Here is a 19,841-nt window from a genome sequence, read left to right as displayed (position 1 = left end):
ATTACTCTCTCCGTTTAGTGTCAGCTGTCAGTGTTCGTTTTAACTATTTGGTGTGTAGTATCTAGTGGGGTTAAATGCCATATGTCATCACAATATTGACCAATCGTTCTGTCACTAGAAAATAAGCCACTGGCCGCGGTATTTAAAATACTCATTTGAGTCCAGTAGGTTTGATCAGCGTACGCTTTATCCACTTCACGCTGCGCTGAAATGTAACTGGCAAAGTCATGTGCAGTTAGCCACGCATCGTCTTTGCTTTTAATGCAGTTAATCACATCATCAAATAAGCCTGGTTCAAATAGATTAAAATGACCACTTTCGAGGAGATGCATCACGTTATTTAGATCTGGATTATTCGCAATAATTTCACTGGGATTATAATGCGCTTTAATTTCGTCAATATGCTCGGCTTGTGCGCCAAATAAGAAGAAGTTTTCAGCTCCTACTGCATCGCGGATTTCAATATTCGCGCCATCTAACGTGCCTATTGTGAGCGCACCATTCATCATAAACTTCATGTTGCCGGTACCGGATGCTTCTTTACCTGCTGTAGAAACTTGCTCCGACAAGTCTGTTGCTGGGCATATGGTTTCCATGGCTGTGACGTTGTAATTTGGTAAAAAAGCGACCCTTAAAAACATCGATACCTCAGGGTCTTTGTTGATCACCTCAGCAACATTATTAATCAGCTTAATAATTTTCTTCGCCATCATGTAACCTGGTGCAGCTTTACCCCCGAGTAATACACAACGAGGTACCATGCCTTGCGTATCGCCACGACGAATGCGGTCGTATAAATGAATAACATGTAACACATTGAGTAACTGGCGCTTATATTCGTGAATACGCTTTACCTGCACATCAAATAGCATGTTTACATCAAACTCGACGTCACACTTTTGTTTCACTAAATCGACTAAACGTTGCTTGTTTTCTCGTTTTGCCTGCTGCCATGTTACGTGCAATTGAGAGTCATCATAAAAACGGCGTAGTTGGCTAATTTTTGCAAAATCGCCTACCCAGTCTTTCCCTATTTTCTCGCTAATAATATGACTCAGACTCGGATTACAATAAGCAAGCCAACGCCTTGGTGTCACCCCATTGGTTTTGTTATTAAACTTTTCAGGCCATAATGCGTAAAAATCTTTAAACAAACCCGCAGTTAATAACTTGGTATGCAGTGCGGCTACGCCATTGACTGAATAACTACCAACAATGGCTAAAAAGGCCATGCGTATTTGCGGCTCACTGCCCTCTTCAATTAATGATAAGTCTCGTTGCTTTTGTACATCACCCGGCCAATGCCTTGCAACCTCTGCTAAGAAACGGGCATTAATTTCATAAATAATTTCTAAAATACGTGGTAATAATTTAGCAAATAATGCCACTGACCATTTTTCTAATGCCTCAGGCAATAAGGTGTGGTTAGTGTAAGCCATGGTTTGGGTTGTGATGTTCCATGCCTGATCCCAGTCGAGTTCATGGTCATCGACTAAAATTCGCATCAGCTCTGCCACGGCAATACTAGGGTGAGTGTCATTAAGCTGAAAAACATGATGCTGAGCAAAGTCAGTAAAATCATCCCCATATTGTTCAATCCACTGGCTGAGTACATCTTGAATGCTTGCCGATGATAAAAAGTATTGCTGGCGTAATCGCAATTCTTTACCATTTTCACTGCTGTCGTTAGGGTACAGCACCATGGTTATTTGCTCTGCAAGATTCTTTTGTGCTACCGCTTCTGAATAGCTACCGGCATTAAATTCGGCTAAATTAAATTCATCGGTAGCTTCAGACTTCCAAAGCCTGAGGGTATTAACAATATTATTTTTATAGCCCGGAATGGGTACATCATAAGGAACCGCTAACACATCTTGGGAGCTCACCCACTGTCGATGTTCACGGCCAAATTTATCGGTATAACTTTGTACATAACCCGAGAACTTAACCCGTTTAGCTTGCTCTGGTGCACTTAATTCCCAAGGATGCCCTTCGCGAAGCCAGTTATCCGGTTGCTCAACCTGGTTACCTTCTTTTATTGATTGATTAAACATGCCGTATTCATAGCGAATTCCATACCCCACTACAGGCAGCGCTAAACTCGCGCAACTATCTAAAAAACATGCCGCTAAGCGCCCCAAGCCACCATTACCTAAGCCGGCATCATGTTCTGCTTGTTCCACGTTTTCTAGCTCAGTACAATAAGCTTGCAGTGCTGTACTTACCTGCGCTTCTAAATCAAGGTTGAGTACCGCATTACCCAGTGCTCTCCCCATTAAAAACTCTAGCGATAAATATGCTGTTTTACGGCGTTTATGTTGTTTAATTTGCTTATTGGTGTCTCTGCAACGCGCAACGAGTCTATCTCTTATCGTCAGCGCCAATGCATGATACAAATACAACTGCGACTCTCCCACCACATCACGCCCTAAGGTGTAATAAAAGTGGCGAGTTAAATCATCACTTAAGGTACTTTCGTCAATCAACGGGCCTTCTTGCCAGCTTTTTACCACACACACTTGCTCGTCTTGCTTAGTCATAATCTTCGCCTTCTAAATTGGCACTAAAAACCCAACTACTTTGTGCTGAAATATTCACGGTTGCATCTTCTTCAACAACAGATGATGCGTTATTTACGCTTGATAACACTAACGTCCAAGGCCTGATAATGGGCGATTGTGGTAATTGGCAGAGCACAGGCTGTTTACTGGCGTTTAAAATAATTAATAACCCATGCTTATTTTGCTTATCAAGCAAGCTATACATTAAAAATTGTCGCGTATCTTCATGCCAATGTGTTTCATCCATTTCTTTACCTTGCTCGGTAAACCACTTAACGGTGAAACGTTCATCTATATCATCTAAAAATACACTGTGTTTAAACGCGCTGTGACCGCGCCTAATTTTTAACGCATCATCTATAAACTGAATTAAGCAATGGTTTAGTTGTGAGTCTTTCCATGCAAGCCAGCTAGTACGATTATTCTGGCAATAAGCGTTATTATTACCGCCTTGGGAGTGAGCCATTTCACTGCCTGAGGCTATCATTGGCACCCCTTTAGAGAGCAGTAAGGTAAGTAAAAAGTTTTTTTGTTGTTGTAGGCGCAAGCTCATTATTTCAGGGTCGCTACTAAATCCCTCAACCCCGCAATTAAATGAATAATTAGCGCTGTGGCCATCTTGATTATTTTCACCATTTACTTGGTTATGTTTTTGCTCATAACTGACTAAATCGGCGAGAGTGAAACCATCATGGCTGGTAATAAAATTTATACTGTTGAGTGGACCGCGATTACTATGTTCAAAAATATCAAACGAGCCGTGCAAACGCTTGGCCACATTACTTATAATGCCTTTTTCGCTTTGCCAAAAACGTTTAATAACATCACGATATTGATCGTTCCACTCACGCCAAGGAGCAGGAAAAGCACCTAACTGATACCCGCCAGGGCCTATATCCCACGGCTCACTGATCAGTTTTACTTTATTCAAAATAGGATCTTGTGCAACGGCCTGTAAAAACGTGTGAGAAGCACTAAAGCCGGTACTTGAACGCCCTAAAATGGTTGCTAAGTCAAATCGAAAACCATCCACTCCCATAACTTCCACCCAATACCGCAAGCTATCAAGAACCAGTTGCAAAGTTTTTGGATGGTCAATATTTAAGGTGTTACCACAGCCGGTATCATTTATGTATACATTAGGTTGCCCATTAATAGTGCGATAATAAGTGAGGTTATCGAAGCCACGTAAAGACAATATCGGTCCATCACTGCCCCCTCGGCAGTATGGTTGTATACAACATCTAAAATAACTTCAATATTGGCGCGATGTAATTCGCTGACCATCTGTTTAAATTCGTTTATATCGTCATTAACCAAATAGTCTTTATGGGGGGTAAAAAAATTGATGCTATTGTAGCCCCAGTAATTTTGTAGCCCTTTAGTAATTAAAAACTGTTCACTTATAAACGCATGTACAGGCAAAAGCTCAATAGCGGTCACCCCTAAACTTTTTAGATGCTCAATAAAACACGGATGGCTTAAGCCTAAAAACGTACCTTGCTGTGCTTTTGGAATACCTGGATGACGACAGGTAGCGCCCTTTACATGGCATTCATAAATAACCGTATTAGCCCAGCTGTGATCAGGCTTTATATTGATATATGAAACAGATGTAGTCACTTTAGATTTAGGGATATCTATTGCATTATTAACCACGCTTTTAGTGCCTATCGGCATTTGCCCGTAATGGCGCTCGCTCCAAGTAAACTCGTTAAACAAGTCTTTTGCATACGGGTCAATCAGTAATTTATGTTCATTAAATAACATACCTTTTTCATGGTTATACTCACCATCAACCCTAAAGCCATATAATGCGCCAGCGCTCAGTGGTGCAACGTGAATACTCCACACTCCGCCTTCGTTAATATTCATGGCCATTTTTAATATTTCTGTATGGCCACTTTTATCAAATAAACAAACAAATGCTTGGCTTGCATTAGGGGCGTATAAGGCAAAGTTGACACCGTTGTTTTGTACAGTCGAACCCAGTGGTAAAGGTGCACCATGGGTAACCTCAAAGCAATTACTCATCATTCACCTTTTGTAAGTAGACCGTGGTTAAGCCACCCATGTGCAATGTAATACTGTGCTCAAAGCCATGACTTGGTTGATTAATTGAATGTATTAGTTGGTTTGGCTCATCAGTGACATTAATACCTGAGCCAAAAAAACATGACTCATCAGTATTTAATATCACCTTGTAACTGCCTGTAGCAGGCACGCCTAAAGTAAAATGTTGATAAGCAGTTGGGGTAAAATTAGCGACAATAACCATGAAATCATCAGCACTTTTAGCATAACGAATAAAGCTAAATACACTTTGCTGACTGTTATCATTATCTATCCATGAAAAACCAGTCGCACAGCTATCAAGCTCATAAAGTGCTGGATGGGCTTGGTACACATGATTAAGGCGTTTAACCGTATCTTGAATACCTTGGTGACTTTGATGCTCAAGCAAGTGCCAATCTATTGAATGATCATGATCCCACTCTTTTCGCTGGGCTATTTCCGCGCCCATAAACAGTAGTTTTTTTCCTGGATGCGCCCACATAAACGCATAATATGCCCGTAAATTAGCAAACTGTTGCCAATCGTCTCCGGGCATTTTGTTTAGAAGTGAGCCTTTGCCGTGAACGACTTCATCGTGACTCAGTGGTAAAATGTAATTTTCGCTAAAGGCATACACCATAGAAAACGTCATTTTATGGTGATGATATTTCCTAAATAGTGGATCTTCCTGCATGTAATGCAAGCTGTCATTCATCCAGCCCATATTCCATTTATAACCAAAACCCAAACCATTATGCTCAACGCTTTGCGTTACTCCAGGCCACGCCGTTGACTCCTCAGCCACCATCATAATACCGGGATTATTCTTATAACTGCGCATATTCACTTGTTTAAGGCACTCTATTGCCCCTAAGTTTTCTCTGCCGCCGTAACAATTAGCTACCCATTGCCCTTCTTTTCGGCTGTAATCAAGATATAACATAGACGCCACTGCATCCACTCGCAGTCCATCAATACCAAATTGACTAAGCCAATACATCGCATTCGATATTAAAAAGCTTTTAACTTCAGGGCGATCGTAATTATAAATATAGGTATTCCAATCAGGGTGAAACCCTTGACGCATATCAGCATGTTCATATAAATGGGTGCCATCAAAACAATGTAACCCATGGGGATCGCTTGGAAAGTGCCCCGGCACCCAATCGAGTAAAATACCGATATTGGCTTTATGGCATTGCTCAACTAAGTATTTAAAGCTGTTGTAATCACCAAAACGACTTGTTGGTGCAAACAAGCCTACCGGCTGATACCCCCATGAACCATCAAACGGGTATTCACTAATAGGCATAAGTTGTAAGTGAGTAAACCCCATATCAGTCACGTAACTTACAAGCTTATCTGCCAGCTCGCCGTAGTTTAAATAACGATTATGTTCAGCGCGTTGCCAAGAACCTAAATGCACTTCATAAATACTAATAGCGGCATCAATATGATTGCGCTGTTGCCTATTTATAATCGCTTTTTCACTGAGCTTAATAGGGGTAGGTTTGTACTGTAATATACTTGCAGTGCCTGGCGCTTGCTGCATTTTAAAGGCAAATGGATCGGCTTTATCTAAAACTTCACCACTGAGTGTGGTGATAGCAAATTTGTAGCACATATCGGCGCATAATCCCGGGATAAATAACTCCCATACTCCACTGGCCGGATGAAATCGCATAAAGTGACGATTGGCCTGCCAAAAGTTAAATTCACCAATCACTGAAACGCTGGCAGCATTTGGTGCCCATACACAAAAACGAACACCGTCTACGCCCTGTTGAGTCATAAATTTCGCGCCTAAGTGCGCATAGGTATGCTCAAGACTCCCTTCGTTAAACAGGTACATCGCTTGCTCATCAAGCGTACTACTAAAACTGTATTCATCGTAAAAGATAATATTATTGCTTTCATAACTAACTTGGCATTGGTAAATACTGCTTGGCATACTTGATAGCTCAGCTATAAATAAATCACTGTGTTTATAGCGTAATGCGCTAACGGCTTGACCATCAATTAACAGTTCAACCTGCAGTGCTGCTGGCAAATACACTCGAATTTCTATGCCGCTTTGTGTGCTGTGCGCCCCTAAAAAGCTAAACGGGTCTTTAAAGCGCCCTGCGGCGAGCGCAGTAACTTGTGCGTCATAATCAGCCACCAGCGCTGATTTCTTATTTTTTATACTGCCCATTTACCCATTCCTCATTGAATGTATTGCAGTCAAAAGTGATGCATTATCAGTAAAAATATCCTCGCACGTATGTGCTAACACCCGTCTCCAATTGGGATACTCTTTATCTGTACCCGGAATGTTAACTGGGTAGCATTGTTTGTCTAAGTCATCAATTTGTAGGGCAAATAATCGCGATGGCGACTTTGCCAAGCACAAAGCCAGCGCGCTATAAATCGCAAAAGCATCAGTGTTTAATGACATGTCAGAATGTGTGTCGTTTGCATTAATAAAATCAACTAACCGTTGTTTCTCTTGTTGCCGTTGCTGCACTAGCTGCTGGTGTTCAACGGCATCAATCAATTGATACTGTTGTTTGAGATTCAAATCACTATGCTGCCACCAGCCAACAAAAGGCGGTACGTCATGATTGGCAATCATTAGCAGGCATTGCTCGCTAAGATGATCGCGATGAACAAATTCATCATTTTGTTGTTTTTCAAAATAAAATAAACTGTTTGAAAAAATACCACTGCTCACCAGTGCCTCTTTTACTTCGGGTGGTACAATGCCTAAATCTTCACCTATCACGACGGCCTGATTAAGGTGTGATTCAATTTTCAAAATAGCTAACAAGTGCTCGAATGGGTAGTAAACATAGCAACCATCTTGGTTACTATTATTGCTAAAACACCACCACAACCGCCTAATTGCCATCACATGATCAATACGTAATCCACCCACAGAATCCATGTTTGCGCGTATAAGTGAGCGGTAAAACTGATAGTTGTTGTCAGCAAGGCGCATAGGGTTTACTGCTGGCAACCCCCAATTTTGACCACTCGCAGCCCAAGGATCTGGTGGAGCTCCCACAGTCGCATCTTGGCTAAACAACGCTTGCTGGTGTTTATATTCGCTACCCTCTTTGGCACAGCCAACTGCTAAGTCGTTAATCAAACCAATCGCCATTCCTTGGTCGATACAATGTTGTTGGCATCGTGCGAGTTGGCTGTGTGCCTGCCATTGCAGGTAATGGTCGAATGACGGCTGTGTAGTTTCTAACATGGCAAGTTCATCACAGTGCTGTGTACAAAATGCAGTAAATTCATCTTGCCTTGCTTGATTGCCCTGCTGTTGAAAGTGCGCATAAAGCAGTTTAAAGGCATTATATTTCTGCTCAGTAACCGTTTTATAATTAATAAAGGTTATATCTTGCTCGCTGTGCGACCTTAAACAACAAGAGGATAAGTAATCATCTAAAGTGGGGTTGTTAATACTATCGGGCGATAAGTTAATTGCTATATACAATGGATTGAGTAACGCACGGTTACTGGGGTTATAGGGACTAGCGCACTCTGGGTTATCTGCAAATAGTAAGTGCAGAGGATTAAGTAAAATATAATCCATTTTTTGTTTTGCACATAGCGAGGCTAATTCAAGTAAATCATTAAAATCACCAATTCCCATTCCGGCTTGGTTTTTTAATGTGTATAACTGGATTGATAAGCCAAAGCGTTTACAATCGGCTATTTGATAGACTTGTTTAGGGATAGACCAAATTTGTGTAGTTGCTGATTGCCCACCCATACTTAGCAAAGCATCATAATAACCCGTAGGTAAATGGGTAAGTGGCAGCGCTATTTCAATATAACGACTGTCATTTAAGAAATACTCACCTAATGGCGCATAGTCAGCTATTTGTTCAAATTGCAGCTTAATATTTAATGCAGGTATGTTAAGCGTAATTTTATTATGCGCGTCGGTTTCTTTAATACGTACTTTTAGCACATTGCTAGGCTGCTTTACTAAGCTAACAGCCGGCGCAAGCGTTAACCAAGTGGCCGCATCTAATTGATAATTTAACTGAGCTATTTGTGTTGCATCACTTGTGTCAACGCCACAGCACTGCAAGGCTAACCTGCGCGTTTGTTCACTAAAAATAACGTGTTCACCGGTGTATTTAGTGTACTCATAGCCTATTCCATGCAAATAAAATGATTGCGATAGTGCGTCCATTCACCAACCTTAATTAATGCGTTGAGTATTTACTATACTGTTCTCTGAACCAAAATTATTGGCCTGATAGCCATCAGCCTGATGGTCGTTGTCCCACTGCTTACCATTAATCAAGTAACGGAAGTGAAACTCTTTATCAACAGGCAAACGCTGTTTACATTTAAACACACCCAACTTTTTATTTAGTTTCATTGGCACTGGCTGCCAATCATTAAACTCCCCAAGTAAACAGACATCTTCAGCATCAGGATGAGAAAATTCAAACGTAACTTCTGCTTCGTTTTTTGTCTTAAAAAAGCGTTTATTCAACATAATAGGCTCCAACTAAACCATAAGGGTTATTCATCTTTGCCACAGGCCAAACAGCTTAAATAGGCGATGTGGAATCCATTCATTCACATAAAAACAAGCTTAAAGTTAAACAAAACTTTATTTACGCATTATTACAGTGCGTTATTTATTTTACCGCACTAGGTTGGTGCAGTTTTTAACCATTTAAACAGATTTTTAGGTAAGCTCCTTTACTGAGCAATTTTTAAACCAACTACACTCAATTAAATAACTTTTAAAACAATACACTCATAATCATTTTTATTACCGCATTATGGTTAAAAACCTTTAGCTTAGCGGCATCATCAGCGATAATAATTATCCACCTAGCCAATGCGATGAATATTTAAAGACTATGATTAAAAAAAGCATTTTTATTACCTCTGTTATTGTTTTTCTAACCATCATCGCTGTTGTGGGTAGTTCAATTTATACACTATATAGTAAAAAGCTTGTCTCTGTAGATCCAAAGTTAAAAGAAATTTCAGGTATAGAATTTGATAAATATAAACGTCTATGGGCTATTAATGACAGCGGCGACGAACCTAAGCTTTATAGACTCAATGATGATGGTTCTATCGCTAAAGAAATTTTGGTGAGCAATGCAAAAAATATTGACTGGGAGGACATGACGCAAAATAAATTTGGTCATTTTTTCTTAGGGGACTTTGGCAATAATAAAAATGAACGTAAATGGCTAACCATTTATAAAATAGAAAACCCCATTGATATCAAAACAAATACCACCGAAGCCGAGATAATTAAGTTTACCTACCCAGAATTAGACGGCAGCCCAATAAAGCCAGAGCAACGTAACTACGACTTAGAAGCTTTTGTGGCTTTTGGCCGGCATTTATATTTATTTACTAAAAATCGCACAGAGCCATTCGATGGTATTACTAACGTTTATAAAGTAGGCGATCACGCAGCAAATTTTGACGCCCAGCTAATAGACTCATTTAGAACCTGCACCACTATGGAAAAGCTATGCTGGATCACCTCTGCAGCGCTCAGCCCAGATAGAAAAAAACTTGCACTACTAGATTCAACCAGTATTTGGCTGTTTGAAAATTTCAAAGGGGACAAATTTTTCTCTGGCGATGTGTCTAAAATTGATCTCGGCATTGTGACCCAAAAAGAAGCGATCACGTTTTATGATAACAATACAATTGCCTTTACCGATGAGGAATTTAAAGGCATTGGCGGTAATGTTTATTTTTTAAAGCTCGACCAAGTTACTAAAGTTAAAGTCAAACGAAGTCATACTCAAGCTAAGTAAGTTAAAATAAATCTATTTCTGAATCATTTTCTTGTACTTTGATTAGCTGTTCAGCAATTAAATCTTCGTAGATACAAAATTTATCTCGGCCATTATTTTTAGCGTAATAGAGTGCTTTATCAGCATTCTCTATTACAGTGATTGGAAAATCATAAGGGCTAATACGTGCTAAACCAGCACTGACCGTCATATTTCCAATAAAAGGAAACGATGTATTTCTGACGAGCTGTAAAAATTCTGCCATTTTATTACTTATGGAGTTTGCCTCGGTAGGCTCAAAAACAATCACAAATTCTTCTCCACCAAAGCGAAAAATCAAATCGGTTGAACGAAAAAAATGACGCATTTTTTGCGCTAATATCAGTAGCACTTCATCGCCACAGATATGACCATACTTGTCGTTTATATTTTTAAAGTGATCAATGTCTAAAATAGCCAACCAAGATGTAGATGCGTATTTTTGCAGCCTTTTACCCTCACCCCGGGATAAACTGTGTACTTTCAATACTTGTTTTTCAATCAGTTGCTTTATTTTTTTCTCAAAGGTTTGTCTATTTAATAGACCTGTTAATTTATCTCTTTCATTTTCATGAAGAATGACTAAATAGTTTTCAAAAATACGACAAAAAGCATTCAACATCACTTGAGATGGACTATCTAGGCTGTTTGAAACCACTGAAATTGCGGCAACTGTTTTTTCTTGGCGGGTAATAGGTAACCAACGGCGCTCAATGCCATCTGTTGATTGCACCGTGATAATGCAAGCAGAACGTAAGCAAGATAGAAGTTCATCCTCAGGGTGTGTAACAATTTGTCGTTGTTGCCACTCAAATTGTTTTTCACCAGTAATTTTTAAACAAAGACTTTGCTCAATAGTAAGCTGGCCCTGAACTTCTATATCTTTATAAACTGAGACTTCTTTACAGCCAATAAACTCTTGGATGGTCGATATCAAACTGTATTCAAGAGAATCTACATCTCTATTTTTAGTTATTTTGATGACTGAATTGAGTAAATTTTCTTGCATTGTACTCCCTAAAGCAAACTGGGCGTTAACAACTAATAAAATTCAGCATAGACCACGCCGTGGAATATGCTAGGTTTTATTAATGCCTGCCAGCTCAGGGAGATTTTTATTACTAATCTTAAATAAAGGAAACCTAACTATTAGTCATACAATTTATAAATTTTTCAGATACCAGCGTTATAGCCACTTTATCAGTGTACATAACCTCACTATTTTTTGTAATAAAGTCAGCACACTGCGCTTGTGATTGTTTGAATTTTTGCTTGCATGAGTTTACTGACTCTCCAATGACTTCTTGATAAATACTTTCATCACATAAGCTATTGGCAAACTGACTCGCGCCAGTAATAATCTCATCAATATTGATGGGAGAGGATTCTAGTTTGAAAAATATATCGCTGTAAGTTTCAACCGTTATATTATCGCTTGAGTCAAATAAAGTGGCCTTCGCACTTAAATATGAGCCACCTATTATTAATAAGGCTGCAGCAGCTAGTGTTGTGTATTTCATAACATTTCCTTGTAATGTGTTTGAGCTGTTTTTCCAAAACACCCTGTTTTACATAGTATAACCAACTAAGGTTTATACATGTAATAAGTATATTTATCAGGTTTATTCAATACTTGGGGATTGTGGCAAACGAAGAGGCGAAGAGCCTATTGATTTGGTAAAAACAATCCTTGTTCCTAATAATTAGAAGGTTACAATTAAGTAGGCTTAAATGCAAATAATTAATACTCACTGAATAGCGATAAATAATCTAGGGTCTGTTGACCTTTGCGGATTAAAATTTGTTCAAACTAGGGGCGGTTTGATCGCGGCGCGAGGTTTGTAACCTAGTGGGCTAAGTAAAAACCGAGCAACAAAGAGTAAATCGCCCCTAGGCAGAACCCTTCGGGCAGCGCCTGTTTGGCATTGATGCTGCGTTATCGCCTATTTATGGGGAATAACCACACCACATAGGCTCTGCCTTGCCTAAATACCAAACAGACTGCTGCAAATTCAACCTTGAAAAGTCAACAGACCCTAATTAACGCTTAAATTTAGTTTCTAAAATAACCGAGGAACGAGTACGCTCTACGCCATCGAGATTACCTATATCGTCCAGTAAATGACTCAACTGCTCAAGGTTTTGAGCCTCAACAATGGCAATTAAATCAAACTCACCACTAATTGCATACAACTGAGATATAGCATCTATTTGCTTTAACTCTACGTTGGTTTTTGTCGTTAGCTTCTGCATAACCTTTATAGAGACGTGCGCAGAAACCAAGCTATTTAAAAAATCATCACCAAAGTCAACGCTATACCCTTTAATTACCCCACTTTGCTCCAACTTGAGCATACGGCTTTGCACTGTTGAGCGTGATAAATTTAAATGCCGAGCTAGATCAGAAATACTCGCTCGAGCGTTCATTTTTAATACTGATAGTAACTTTTCATCTTGGGGAGTTATCATAATGCTAATAAGTTTCGTTGATTTGACCATTATTCTAATCATTTTTCACAAAATAGCACTGCAAATTTAATTCATAACCTTTGATAATGACACTTTTAACAAGTAAAACGCATTGTATTGCTGAATAAGCCTGAGCTTAGCGTTATTTTTTCAGCAACGTATTTTTTTATGTGATTAATTTAGGTGTAAAAATGCAAGTAACCAGAGATTTATTTAACGACGTAATGGTCCCTAACTACAACCCATCTGCAGTTATTCCGGTTCGTGGTGAAGGCTCACGCGTGTGGGATCAAAATAATAACGAATTTATCGATTTTGCCGGTGGTATTGCGGTTAATTGTTTAGGTCATTGCCACCCTGCATTAGTAGGCGCACTTAAAGAGCAAGGCGAGAAAATTTGGCACTTAGCAAATGTAATGACCAATGAGCCAGCACTTCGCTTAGCTAAAAAAATGGTTGATGCGACCTTTGCTGAAAAAGTTTACTTTGCAAACTCAGGAGCTGAAGCAAACGAAGCGGCTTTAAAATTAGCGCGTCGCTTTGCACTGGATAAATTTGGTGCTGAAAAATCTAAAATTATCGCTTTTAATAAAGGCTTTCACGGCCGTACTTTTTTCACTGTAACAGTGGGTGGCCAAGCCGCTTACTCAGATGGTTTTGGTCCAAAACCTGCTGATATTGTTCATTGTGATTACAATGATATTGCCGCTTTTGAAGCCTTAATTGGTGATGATACTTGTGCGGTAATGATGGAGCCATTACAAGGTGAAGGCGGCATTGTGCCACCAACCAATGAATTTGCACAAAAAGTACGTGAACTGTGTACTAAGCATAACGCACTGCTTATTTTTGATGAAGTGCAAACGGGTGTTGGCCGTACAGGTCACTTATACGCATACGAAGGCCTAGATGTTATTCCTGACATTTTAACCACGGCTAAAGCATTAGGTGGCGGTTTCCCAATTGGCGCGATGATCACCACTACTGACATTGCAGCACACCTAAAAATAGGCACTCATGGTTCTACCTACGGTGGTAACCCATTAGCGTGTGCTGTAGCAGAAGCGGCTTTTGACACAGTAAATACCCCTGCGGTTTTAAATGGCGTAAAAGAGCGTGAGCAAATGTTCCGTGATGGTCTAAATACTATTAACGAAAAATACCATGTATTTAGTGAAGTACGCGGTAAAGGCTTACTCATTGGTGCGGTATTAAATGAAAAGTTTGAAGGCCGAGCTCGCGACTTTTTAGTTGCAAGTGCTAACAACGGTTTAATGAATTTAGTCGCTGGAATGAACGTTATCCGCTTTACGCCTTCATTAGTGATCCCATTTGAGGACATTAAAGAAGGCTTAGCTCGCTTTGAAAAAGCAGTGAGCGAAGTTGTAAACGGTTAATCACTAAGTAAAACATATAAAACCCTGAGATAAATGTTTACCTCAGGGCTTTATTGGAGCAAGTAATTAATGCAAGTATTACGTCCTATTACTGTCAATGATTTTGCAGCACTTAAAGAGATTGCCATTGAATCAGGCCATGGTTTTACCTCTTTACCTGTCGATGATGGACAACTACAAGAAAAAATAGACCGTGCACAAAACAGCTTTACTAAAAATGTAAATAAGCCTATCGATGAAAGCTATTTATTTGTTTTAGAAGACAGTGACACTGGCAAAGTAATTGGTACTACCGCCATAGAAGCGGCCGTCGGTTTGTCTGTGCCTTTGTATCACTACCATTTAGGTAAAACTGTCCATCATTCACCCACCTTAAACGTTTACAATACCGTTGATATTTTAAGTATGTGTAATGACTACACAGGCTGCTCAGAAATATGTACTTTATTTTTACGTGAAGACAGCAGAAAAGGCTTAACAGGGCGGTTTTTATCACGTTCACGCTTTTTATTTATGGCACAGCACAGTGAACGTTTTGCCGACACTGTGATTGCTGAAATGCGTGGCGTGAGTGATGAACAGGGCCACTCTCCATTTTGGCAATGGTTACAAGAACACTTTTTTAGTATTGAATTTCCACAAGCTGATCACTTAGTTGGATTAGGCGATAAAGTATTTATCAGCGAACTTATGCCTAAATACCCTATCTATGTAAACTTGCTAAGTAAAAAGGCACAAGCGGTGATTGGGCATGTTCATGATAAAACCAAGCCTGCACTTAAGTTGCTTGAAAAAGAAGGGTTTGAACATCGTGGCTACGTTGATTTATTTGACGCAGGTCCCACGGTAGAGGCAAAGCTCGGTAATATTCGCAGTATTCGTGATTCACAAGTGTGCCCAATTACCATTGGTGAACTTGAACATATTAATGAGCAAAGCTCAGATACCCTTGCTATTTGTAATCAAGGAGTTAGCGACTTTAGAGCCACGTTCACTAAACACGCTCATTATAATCAAGCAAAGCACACCTTAGTTATCAGCCAAGAAGTAGCTGATGCACTTCATTTAAATCAAGGAGATGCAGCGCGATTTTTCCGCCTGTAACACTATTTATGAACACACAACTAATTAATAACCAATGGCACGCAGGCCAAGGCCCTGCTTTTAATTCTGTTAATCCAAGCAATGGCGAAGTTGTTTGGCAAGGTAATGGTGCCAGCCCCGAACAAGTTAGCAGTGCTATTGAAGCGGCAAGAGCCGCGCAAATTCAATGGGCCGATATGCCAATTGAACAACGTATTACCATTTTAGAAAACTTTGTTGCCCAATTAAAAGAACACAGCGAAGAATTTGCTAGCATTATTGCTCGTGAAACAGGTAAACCACTATGGGAAACGCGCACAGAAGTCGGTGCGATGACAGGCAAGGTTGCTATTGCTATCCGTGCTTACAATGAACGTACTGGCACAACCGAAAACCCAATGCCTGGCGCAAAAGCCTTTATTCGCCACAAACCACATGGTGTAGTGGCTATTTTTGGCCCATATAATTTCCCTGGGCATTTACCAAACGGTCATATAGTCCCTGCTATATTAGCGGGTAATACCGTGGTGTTTAAACCATCTGAATTAACTCCTCATGTAGCCCAGTTTACCTTAGAGCTGTGGCTAAAAGCAGGCTTACCTGCTGGAGTTATAAACCTTGTTCAAGGTGAACTAGAGACAGGTAAAGCGCTTGCCTCACATCAAGATATCGATGGCTTATTTTTTACTGGTAGCTCAAACACAGGCCATTTATTACATAAACAATTTGCAGGCCATCCAGGTAAAATCTTAGCGCTTGAAATGGGCGGTAACAATCCGCTGGTGGTTAAAGATGTTGCTGATGTGAGCGCCGCCGTTCACGATATTATTCAATCGGGCTTTATTACTTCGGGTCAGCGTTGTACGTGTGCACGTCGATTATTTATTGAAAAATCAGCCAATGGCGATGCGATTTTAGAAAAGCTGATCAGCGCAACCAAAAATATTCTTGTAGATGATAGCTTTGCTGACGAACAACCATTTATGGGTGCCATGATCAGTGAAAAAGCCGCGTTAGGAATGGTTGCAGCGCAAGCTGACCTAGTTAAACAAGGTGCTGAGGTACTCGTTGAGCTTAAACAATTAAAACCAGGCACTGGGTTTGTCAGCCCTGGTATTATTGATGTCACTAATATCGATGAAATCGCTGATGAAGAACACTTTGGCCCGCTAATTAAAGTATACCGCTACACTGACTTTGATAGCGCTATAGAAGAGGCGAACAACACCAGCTTTGGTTTATCTGCAGGTTTACTTGCAGACAGCGAAGATGATTACAGCCACTTTTTAAAGCGTATTCGTGCCGGTATTGTTAACTGGAACCGCCCTATTACTGGCGCATCAAGCGCAGCGCCATTTGGTGGCATAGGTGCCAGTGGTAACCACAGAGCCAGTGCATACTATGCTGCAGATTACTGCGCATACCCAGTAGCCTCAGTAGAGTCAGAAAAAGTTAATTTACCGCAAACCCTCGCACCGGGCTTAATAATTGAATAACAATTTTAGAAAATTTAAGGATTTACCATGCATACTGATGTAAACACATTATTTGATAACTTATGGCAAAACTACCTAACCGTAACGCCATCAGCTGATAAAATTCATGACTTATTAGGCTCAACGCAAAAAGACGACATTATTAACGATCATATTGCTTTGCGTACTTTTAACATAGAAAAAGTATGCCTTGAAAAACTAGCTGCGCACTTTTTAGCTATTGGTTATAAAGAATGTGGTGAGTACCACTTTGAAGCAAAAAAGCTCTACGCCAAGCATTATGAACATAGCGATCCGACACAGCCTAAAGTGTTTATTTCTGAATTATTAGTTGAAAAATGTTCGCCTGAGCTTCAAGCTATCGTTACTGATATGGTTGCACAAATTGACGAAAGCGCTGTGACTGCCGATAACTTTTTATATTCAGGCACACATTGGCAAGTAAGCACTGATACTTACAAAAAGTTATTAGCTGAGAGCGAATATGCAGCGTGGATGTCTGCGTGGGGTTACCGTGCAAATCATTTTACTGTGAACATTAATACCTTAGCTAAATTTGATAACATCCATGATGTAAACCAAGCTCTTAAAGATGCAGGTTTTGCACTTAATACCTCAGGAGGCGAAGTAAAAGGCTCACCAGAGGTGCTACTAGAGCAATCATCAACATTAGCTGATGAATACGCTGTGACCTTTTGCGATGGCGATATGCGCATTCCTAGCTGTTTTTACGAGTTTGCTATTCGTTATCCAAAACCAGATGGTGAAATTTACACTGGATTTGTTGCAGCCTCTGCAGATAAAATTTTCGAGAGCACCAACGCACGTTAACTGTGTTGTGCTAAATTAAAAAAAGCCCATTTTTGGGCTTTTTTTGTTTCTGAGAAAAAGCTCACTTATAAATCATAAAAACAACGGCTTGTAGTCGTTTTCTAATTGTTCAAATGACAAATTACCAATAAAACGACCAAAGCTCAGCCACGTAGCAAGTCCTCTTAAATCTTTAAAATGAGGCGGCACAAATTGCGGGTTTTCAATCACACCTAAATCATGTAGTTGCGATATTAACCTAAAGTCATCAATTGATATTTTACCCACCAGCAATAGCGGTAATTGGTCAATTCTGCCAAGCTGTATCGCCACCCGAATTAAGTTATAAACCAATACAAAGCCTTTTATATAAGCAATGTCTTTAGTAAACGGTAAGCCGGTTGCGGTGCTACCTCTAAATACACGCTGTGCAAGGGTGTAGCTGTCGTCTTTTGATAACCCTTGTGCTACATAATCTCGGTATATATCTACAAACTCAGCACCATCAATCACTTTGGTGACCGCTTGAATACGGTTTACTAATTTTGATAAGCGACGTGGTGTTGATTTAAGAGTAATTATTTCGGTCAGTACTGCAAGCCCTTCTTGGGTAACGGTAGAGCTTGGCGTGCCTTTACTCAAACAAGTTAAATAAGGTTGCGCTAATCCATTTTGAGTGGTGCCTACATGGATCCAGCCCTCGTGTACCTCTAAAATATCTAATTCGCGCTGAGAAAACTTAACATCTTGATTAAGCTTTATATTGTTAGCTCCTGCTGCGGCATCACTGACAATTCCATCACTAAGCATTACTTCCACATTAATGCCTTGCATACTGGCATTAACTTGTTCAGATAAAATCCGCACCGCATCACTGGCATCAATATTTTTAGGATCTTCAGGCAAAATATTCGCATCAAGTAAACTTTTTAATGGCTGCTCGAGCATATTAGCAAGCTCAGATAAAGAAGGCTCACCAGCATGAAAAAGATCTTTTGGGTGACCAAATAGCTCTACCGACAAGTCATGAAATTCGGCAGTGCCTCGATGCTCCAGCATATTGAGCACTGTTTTATATTCACCACACATTTTACCCATATATTGGGTTATTGGGTTTAATTGTCCCAACTGATTAATAATATTACGATGCAGTGTTGAAAATGCTTGGCGCAACTCACTGGGCACAAATCCTAAATCGCGCTGTTGGTAATAGGCACGATCTATCAGAGGATTTTTTTGACATTTTTGCCTAAAAAACTCTTCTTTAGTCTGTTTATCCCAATTAATTGCATCGAGTATTCTAATGGGGGTTTGCAGTGCAATAAGTTGGTCGGATAATTCACGAGTTTTTAAAAGTAACGCTTTGTCTATCATGGTAAAAGCTCAACATAAAGTGAACTTTGAGCATAATTTATAAATTGAAAATAACAAAGCAATATCGCACATTCTTGACTATTGTTTTTATGATGATCGACCCGCATATCTACCCCGTATGAGAGAATAAATAAAAGGTATAAACAATGAAAAATGAAATCGACAACAAACAGATTCTAGCGGTTTACGAACGTATCCAGCAACGTGGTGAAAGCACAGAAGAAGGTAAGCTTTATCAGGGAGTCACTGCATTTTCTGATATTGACGGCTATACCGTTTACTTACAAGGCAGTGGGGTATTATTACGTTTTGGATTTCATAATACCTATCACTTAGATTATGAACATGACAAACACAAAGACGACTTTTTGAAGAAACTTTACAACATAGCTAACGAAGAGTAATGCGACCAACAAATAGACGAAATAGGCCAACTAGTTCGCGCAATTTACAGTTTATTCACCAAGTTATTGCGCAATTAAAAGCTGAGCCTGAAAAGCTGCAACTGATAAAAAATAACCTTGCTTATTACCGCGAACAAACACACTTAAAGCGCGGTTTTTTGCTCGCGATTGAACGTTTTGATTGGGTGTTTGAAGCCACTGATAACATCGACGAAATTTGTGCACAGATCATGGCCGATGATTATATTGGCAATCGCTTAAGACGTTACCCCCTATTATTTAAAGGTGTTGTTGAAACCTAAACAGCACCTTGCTTCACCCCTTTTTAGGTTAACATTCGGTTAATTTACCTCCCATCCCCCTTTCTATAATCCGT

15 protein-coding genes and 1 pseudogene are annotated in these 19,841 nt (G+C 39.9%); 7 read left to right on the top strand and 9 right to left on the bottom strand.

All coding sequences use genetic code 11. From position 1 onward, the window contains the following. Positions 1 to 20: 20 nt before the first annotated feature. The 5 genes and pseudogenes from AC0L7Q_RS16635 to AC0L7Q_RS16615 all read right to left on the bottom strand — a co-directional run bounded on the left by AC0L7Q_RS16635 (position 21) and on the right by AC0L7Q_RS16615 (position 9,117). Entirely contained in the window at positions 21 to 2,540 is a 2,520-nt protein-coding gene (locus AC0L7Q_RS16635) for a glycogen/starch/alpha-glucan phosphorylase (protein WP_413403187.1), read from the bottom strand. Beyond that, positions 2,533 to 4,595 (bottom strand): annotated as a pseudogene (gene glgX, locus AC0L7Q_RS16630) (glycogen debranching protein GlgX). Before glgX ends, AC0L7Q_RS16635 begins: the two are co-directional and overlap by 8 nt. Beyond that, on the bottom strand, positions 4,588 to 6,810 hold the full coding sequence (glgB, locus tag AC0L7Q_RS16625; RefSeq protein WP_413403183.1) for a 1,4-alpha-glucan branching protein GlgB: 2,223 nt from the start codon (positions 6,808 to 6,810) through the stop codon (positions 4,588 to 4,590). The pseudogene glgX and the gene glgB overlap by 8 nt, the downstream one beginning before the upstream one ends. After that, the gene (gene malQ / locus AC0L7Q_RS16620; RefSeq protein WP_413403181.1) at positions 6,811 to 8,805 is read right to left on the bottom strand and encodes a 4-alpha-glucanotransferase; all 1,995 of its coding nucleotides are present in this window, start codon (positions 8,803 to 8,805) and stop codon (positions 6,811 to 6,813) included. Positions 8,806 to 8,814: 9 nt separating this feature from the next. Next, positions 8,815 to 9,117, bottom strand: coding sequence for an isoamylase early set domain-containing protein (locus AC0L7Q_RS16615; RefSeq protein WP_178957171.1), 303 nt, complete (start codon positions 9,115 to 9,117; stop codon positions 8,815 to 8,817). 373 nt (positions 9,118 to 9,490) lie between these two features. Between AC0L7Q_RS16615 and AC0L7Q_RS16610 the strand changes: the two genes are divergently transcribed. Next, complete coding sequence (locus tag AC0L7Q_RS16610; protein WP_413403179.1) at positions 9,491 to 10,414, top strand: hypothetical protein; 924 nt, start codon at positions 9,491 to 9,493, stop codon at positions 10,412 to 10,414. Position 10,415: 1 nt separating this feature from the next. Here AC0L7Q_RS16610 and AC0L7Q_RS16605 read toward each other — a convergent pair whose 3' ends face one another. The 3 genes from AC0L7Q_RS16605 to AC0L7Q_RS16595 all read right to left on the bottom strand — a co-directional run bounded on the left by AC0L7Q_RS16605 (position 10,416) and on the right by AC0L7Q_RS16595 (position 12,901). Further along, on the bottom strand, positions 10,416 to 11,441 hold the full coding sequence (locus AC0L7Q_RS16605) for a GGDEF domain-containing protein (RefSeq protein ID WP_409425877.1): 1,026 nt from the start codon (positions 11,439 to 11,441) through the stop codon (positions 10,416 to 10,418). 133 nt (positions 11,442 to 11,574) lie between these two features. Continuing rightward, entirely contained in the window at positions 11,575 to 11,952 is a 378-nt protein-coding gene (locus tag AC0L7Q_RS16600; protein WP_138607917.1) for a hypothetical protein, read from the bottom strand. 520 nt (positions 11,953 to 12,472) lie between these two features. Then, positions 12,473 to 12,901, bottom strand: coding sequence for an Lrp/AsnC family transcriptional regulator (locus tag AC0L7Q_RS16595; RefSeq protein ID WP_138608036.1), 429 nt, complete (start codon positions 12,899 to 12,901; stop codon positions 12,473 to 12,475). 191 nt (positions 12,902 to 13,092) lie between these two features. Here AC0L7Q_RS16595 and AC0L7Q_RS16590 point away from each other — a divergent pair, with 191 nt between their 5' ends. The 4 genes from AC0L7Q_RS16590 (at position 13,093) to AC0L7Q_RS16575 (ending at position 17,708) form a co-directional block, all read left to right on the top strand. Then, positions 13,093 to 14,298 (top strand): aspartate aminotransferase family protein, encoded by a 1,206-nt coding sequence (locus AC0L7Q_RS16590; protein ID WP_290168121.1) that lies wholly within the window; start codon positions 13,093 to 13,095, stop codon positions 14,296 to 14,298. 69 nt (positions 14,299 to 14,367) lie between these two features. Beyond that, the gene (gene astA, locus AC0L7Q_RS16585) at positions 14,368 to 15,402 is read left to right on the top strand and encodes an arginine N-succinyltransferase (RefSeq protein WP_010388944.1); all 1,035 of its coding nucleotides are present in this window, start codon (positions 14,368 to 14,370) and stop codon (positions 15,400 to 15,402) included. Positions 15,403 to 15,410: 8 nt separating this feature from the next. Further along, the gene (astD, locus tag AC0L7Q_RS16580) at positions 15,411 to 16,877 is read left to right on the top strand and encodes a succinylglutamate-semialdehyde dehydrogenase (RefSeq protein WP_413403176.1); all 1,467 of its coding nucleotides are present in this window, start codon (positions 15,411 to 15,413) and stop codon (positions 16,875 to 16,877) included. 27 nt (positions 16,878 to 16,904) lie between these two features. Next, positions 16,905 to 17,708: a DUF1338 domain-containing protein gene (locus AC0L7Q_RS16575; RefSeq protein ID WP_413403174.1), complete on the top strand. Its 804-nt coding sequence runs from the start codon at positions 16,905 to 16,907 to the stop codon at positions 17,706 to 17,708. 72 nt (positions 17,709 to 17,780) lie between these two features. On the opposite strand, the gene AC0L7Q_RS16570 is transcribed toward AC0L7Q_RS16575, so the two are convergent. Continuing rightward, positions 17,781 to 19,061, bottom strand: a complete 1,281-nt coding sequence (locus tag AC0L7Q_RS16570) for a flavohemoglobin expression-modulating QEGLA motif protein (protein WP_178957190.1) — start codon at positions 19,059 to 19,061, stop codon at positions 17,781 to 17,783. Positions 19,062 to 19,207: 146 nt separating this feature from the next. Here AC0L7Q_RS16570 and AC0L7Q_RS16565 point away from each other — a divergent pair, with 146 nt between their 5' ends. Then, positions 19,208 to 19,465 carry a DUF3081 domain-containing protein gene (locus AC0L7Q_RS16565; RefSeq protein WP_409425871.1) on the top strand — a complete coding sequence of 86 codons (258 nt, stop codon included), beginning with the start codon at positions 19,208 to 19,210 and terminating at the stop codon, positions 19,463 to 19,465. Continuing rightward, entirely contained in the window at positions 19,465 to 19,767 is a 303-nt protein-coding gene (locus AC0L7Q_RS16560; RefSeq protein ID WP_409425870.1) for a hypothetical protein, read from the top strand. The genes AC0L7Q_RS16565 and AC0L7Q_RS16560 overlap by 1 nt, the downstream gene beginning before the upstream one ends. The last annotated feature ends 74 nt before the right edge of the window (positions 19,768 to 19,841 follow it).

This window comes from Pseudoalteromonas sp. KJ63-1, from assembly GCF_055808145.1.
The sequence above is the reverse complement of the archived record's forward strand: the minus strand, read 5'-3'. Positions and strand labels throughout refer to the sequence as shown.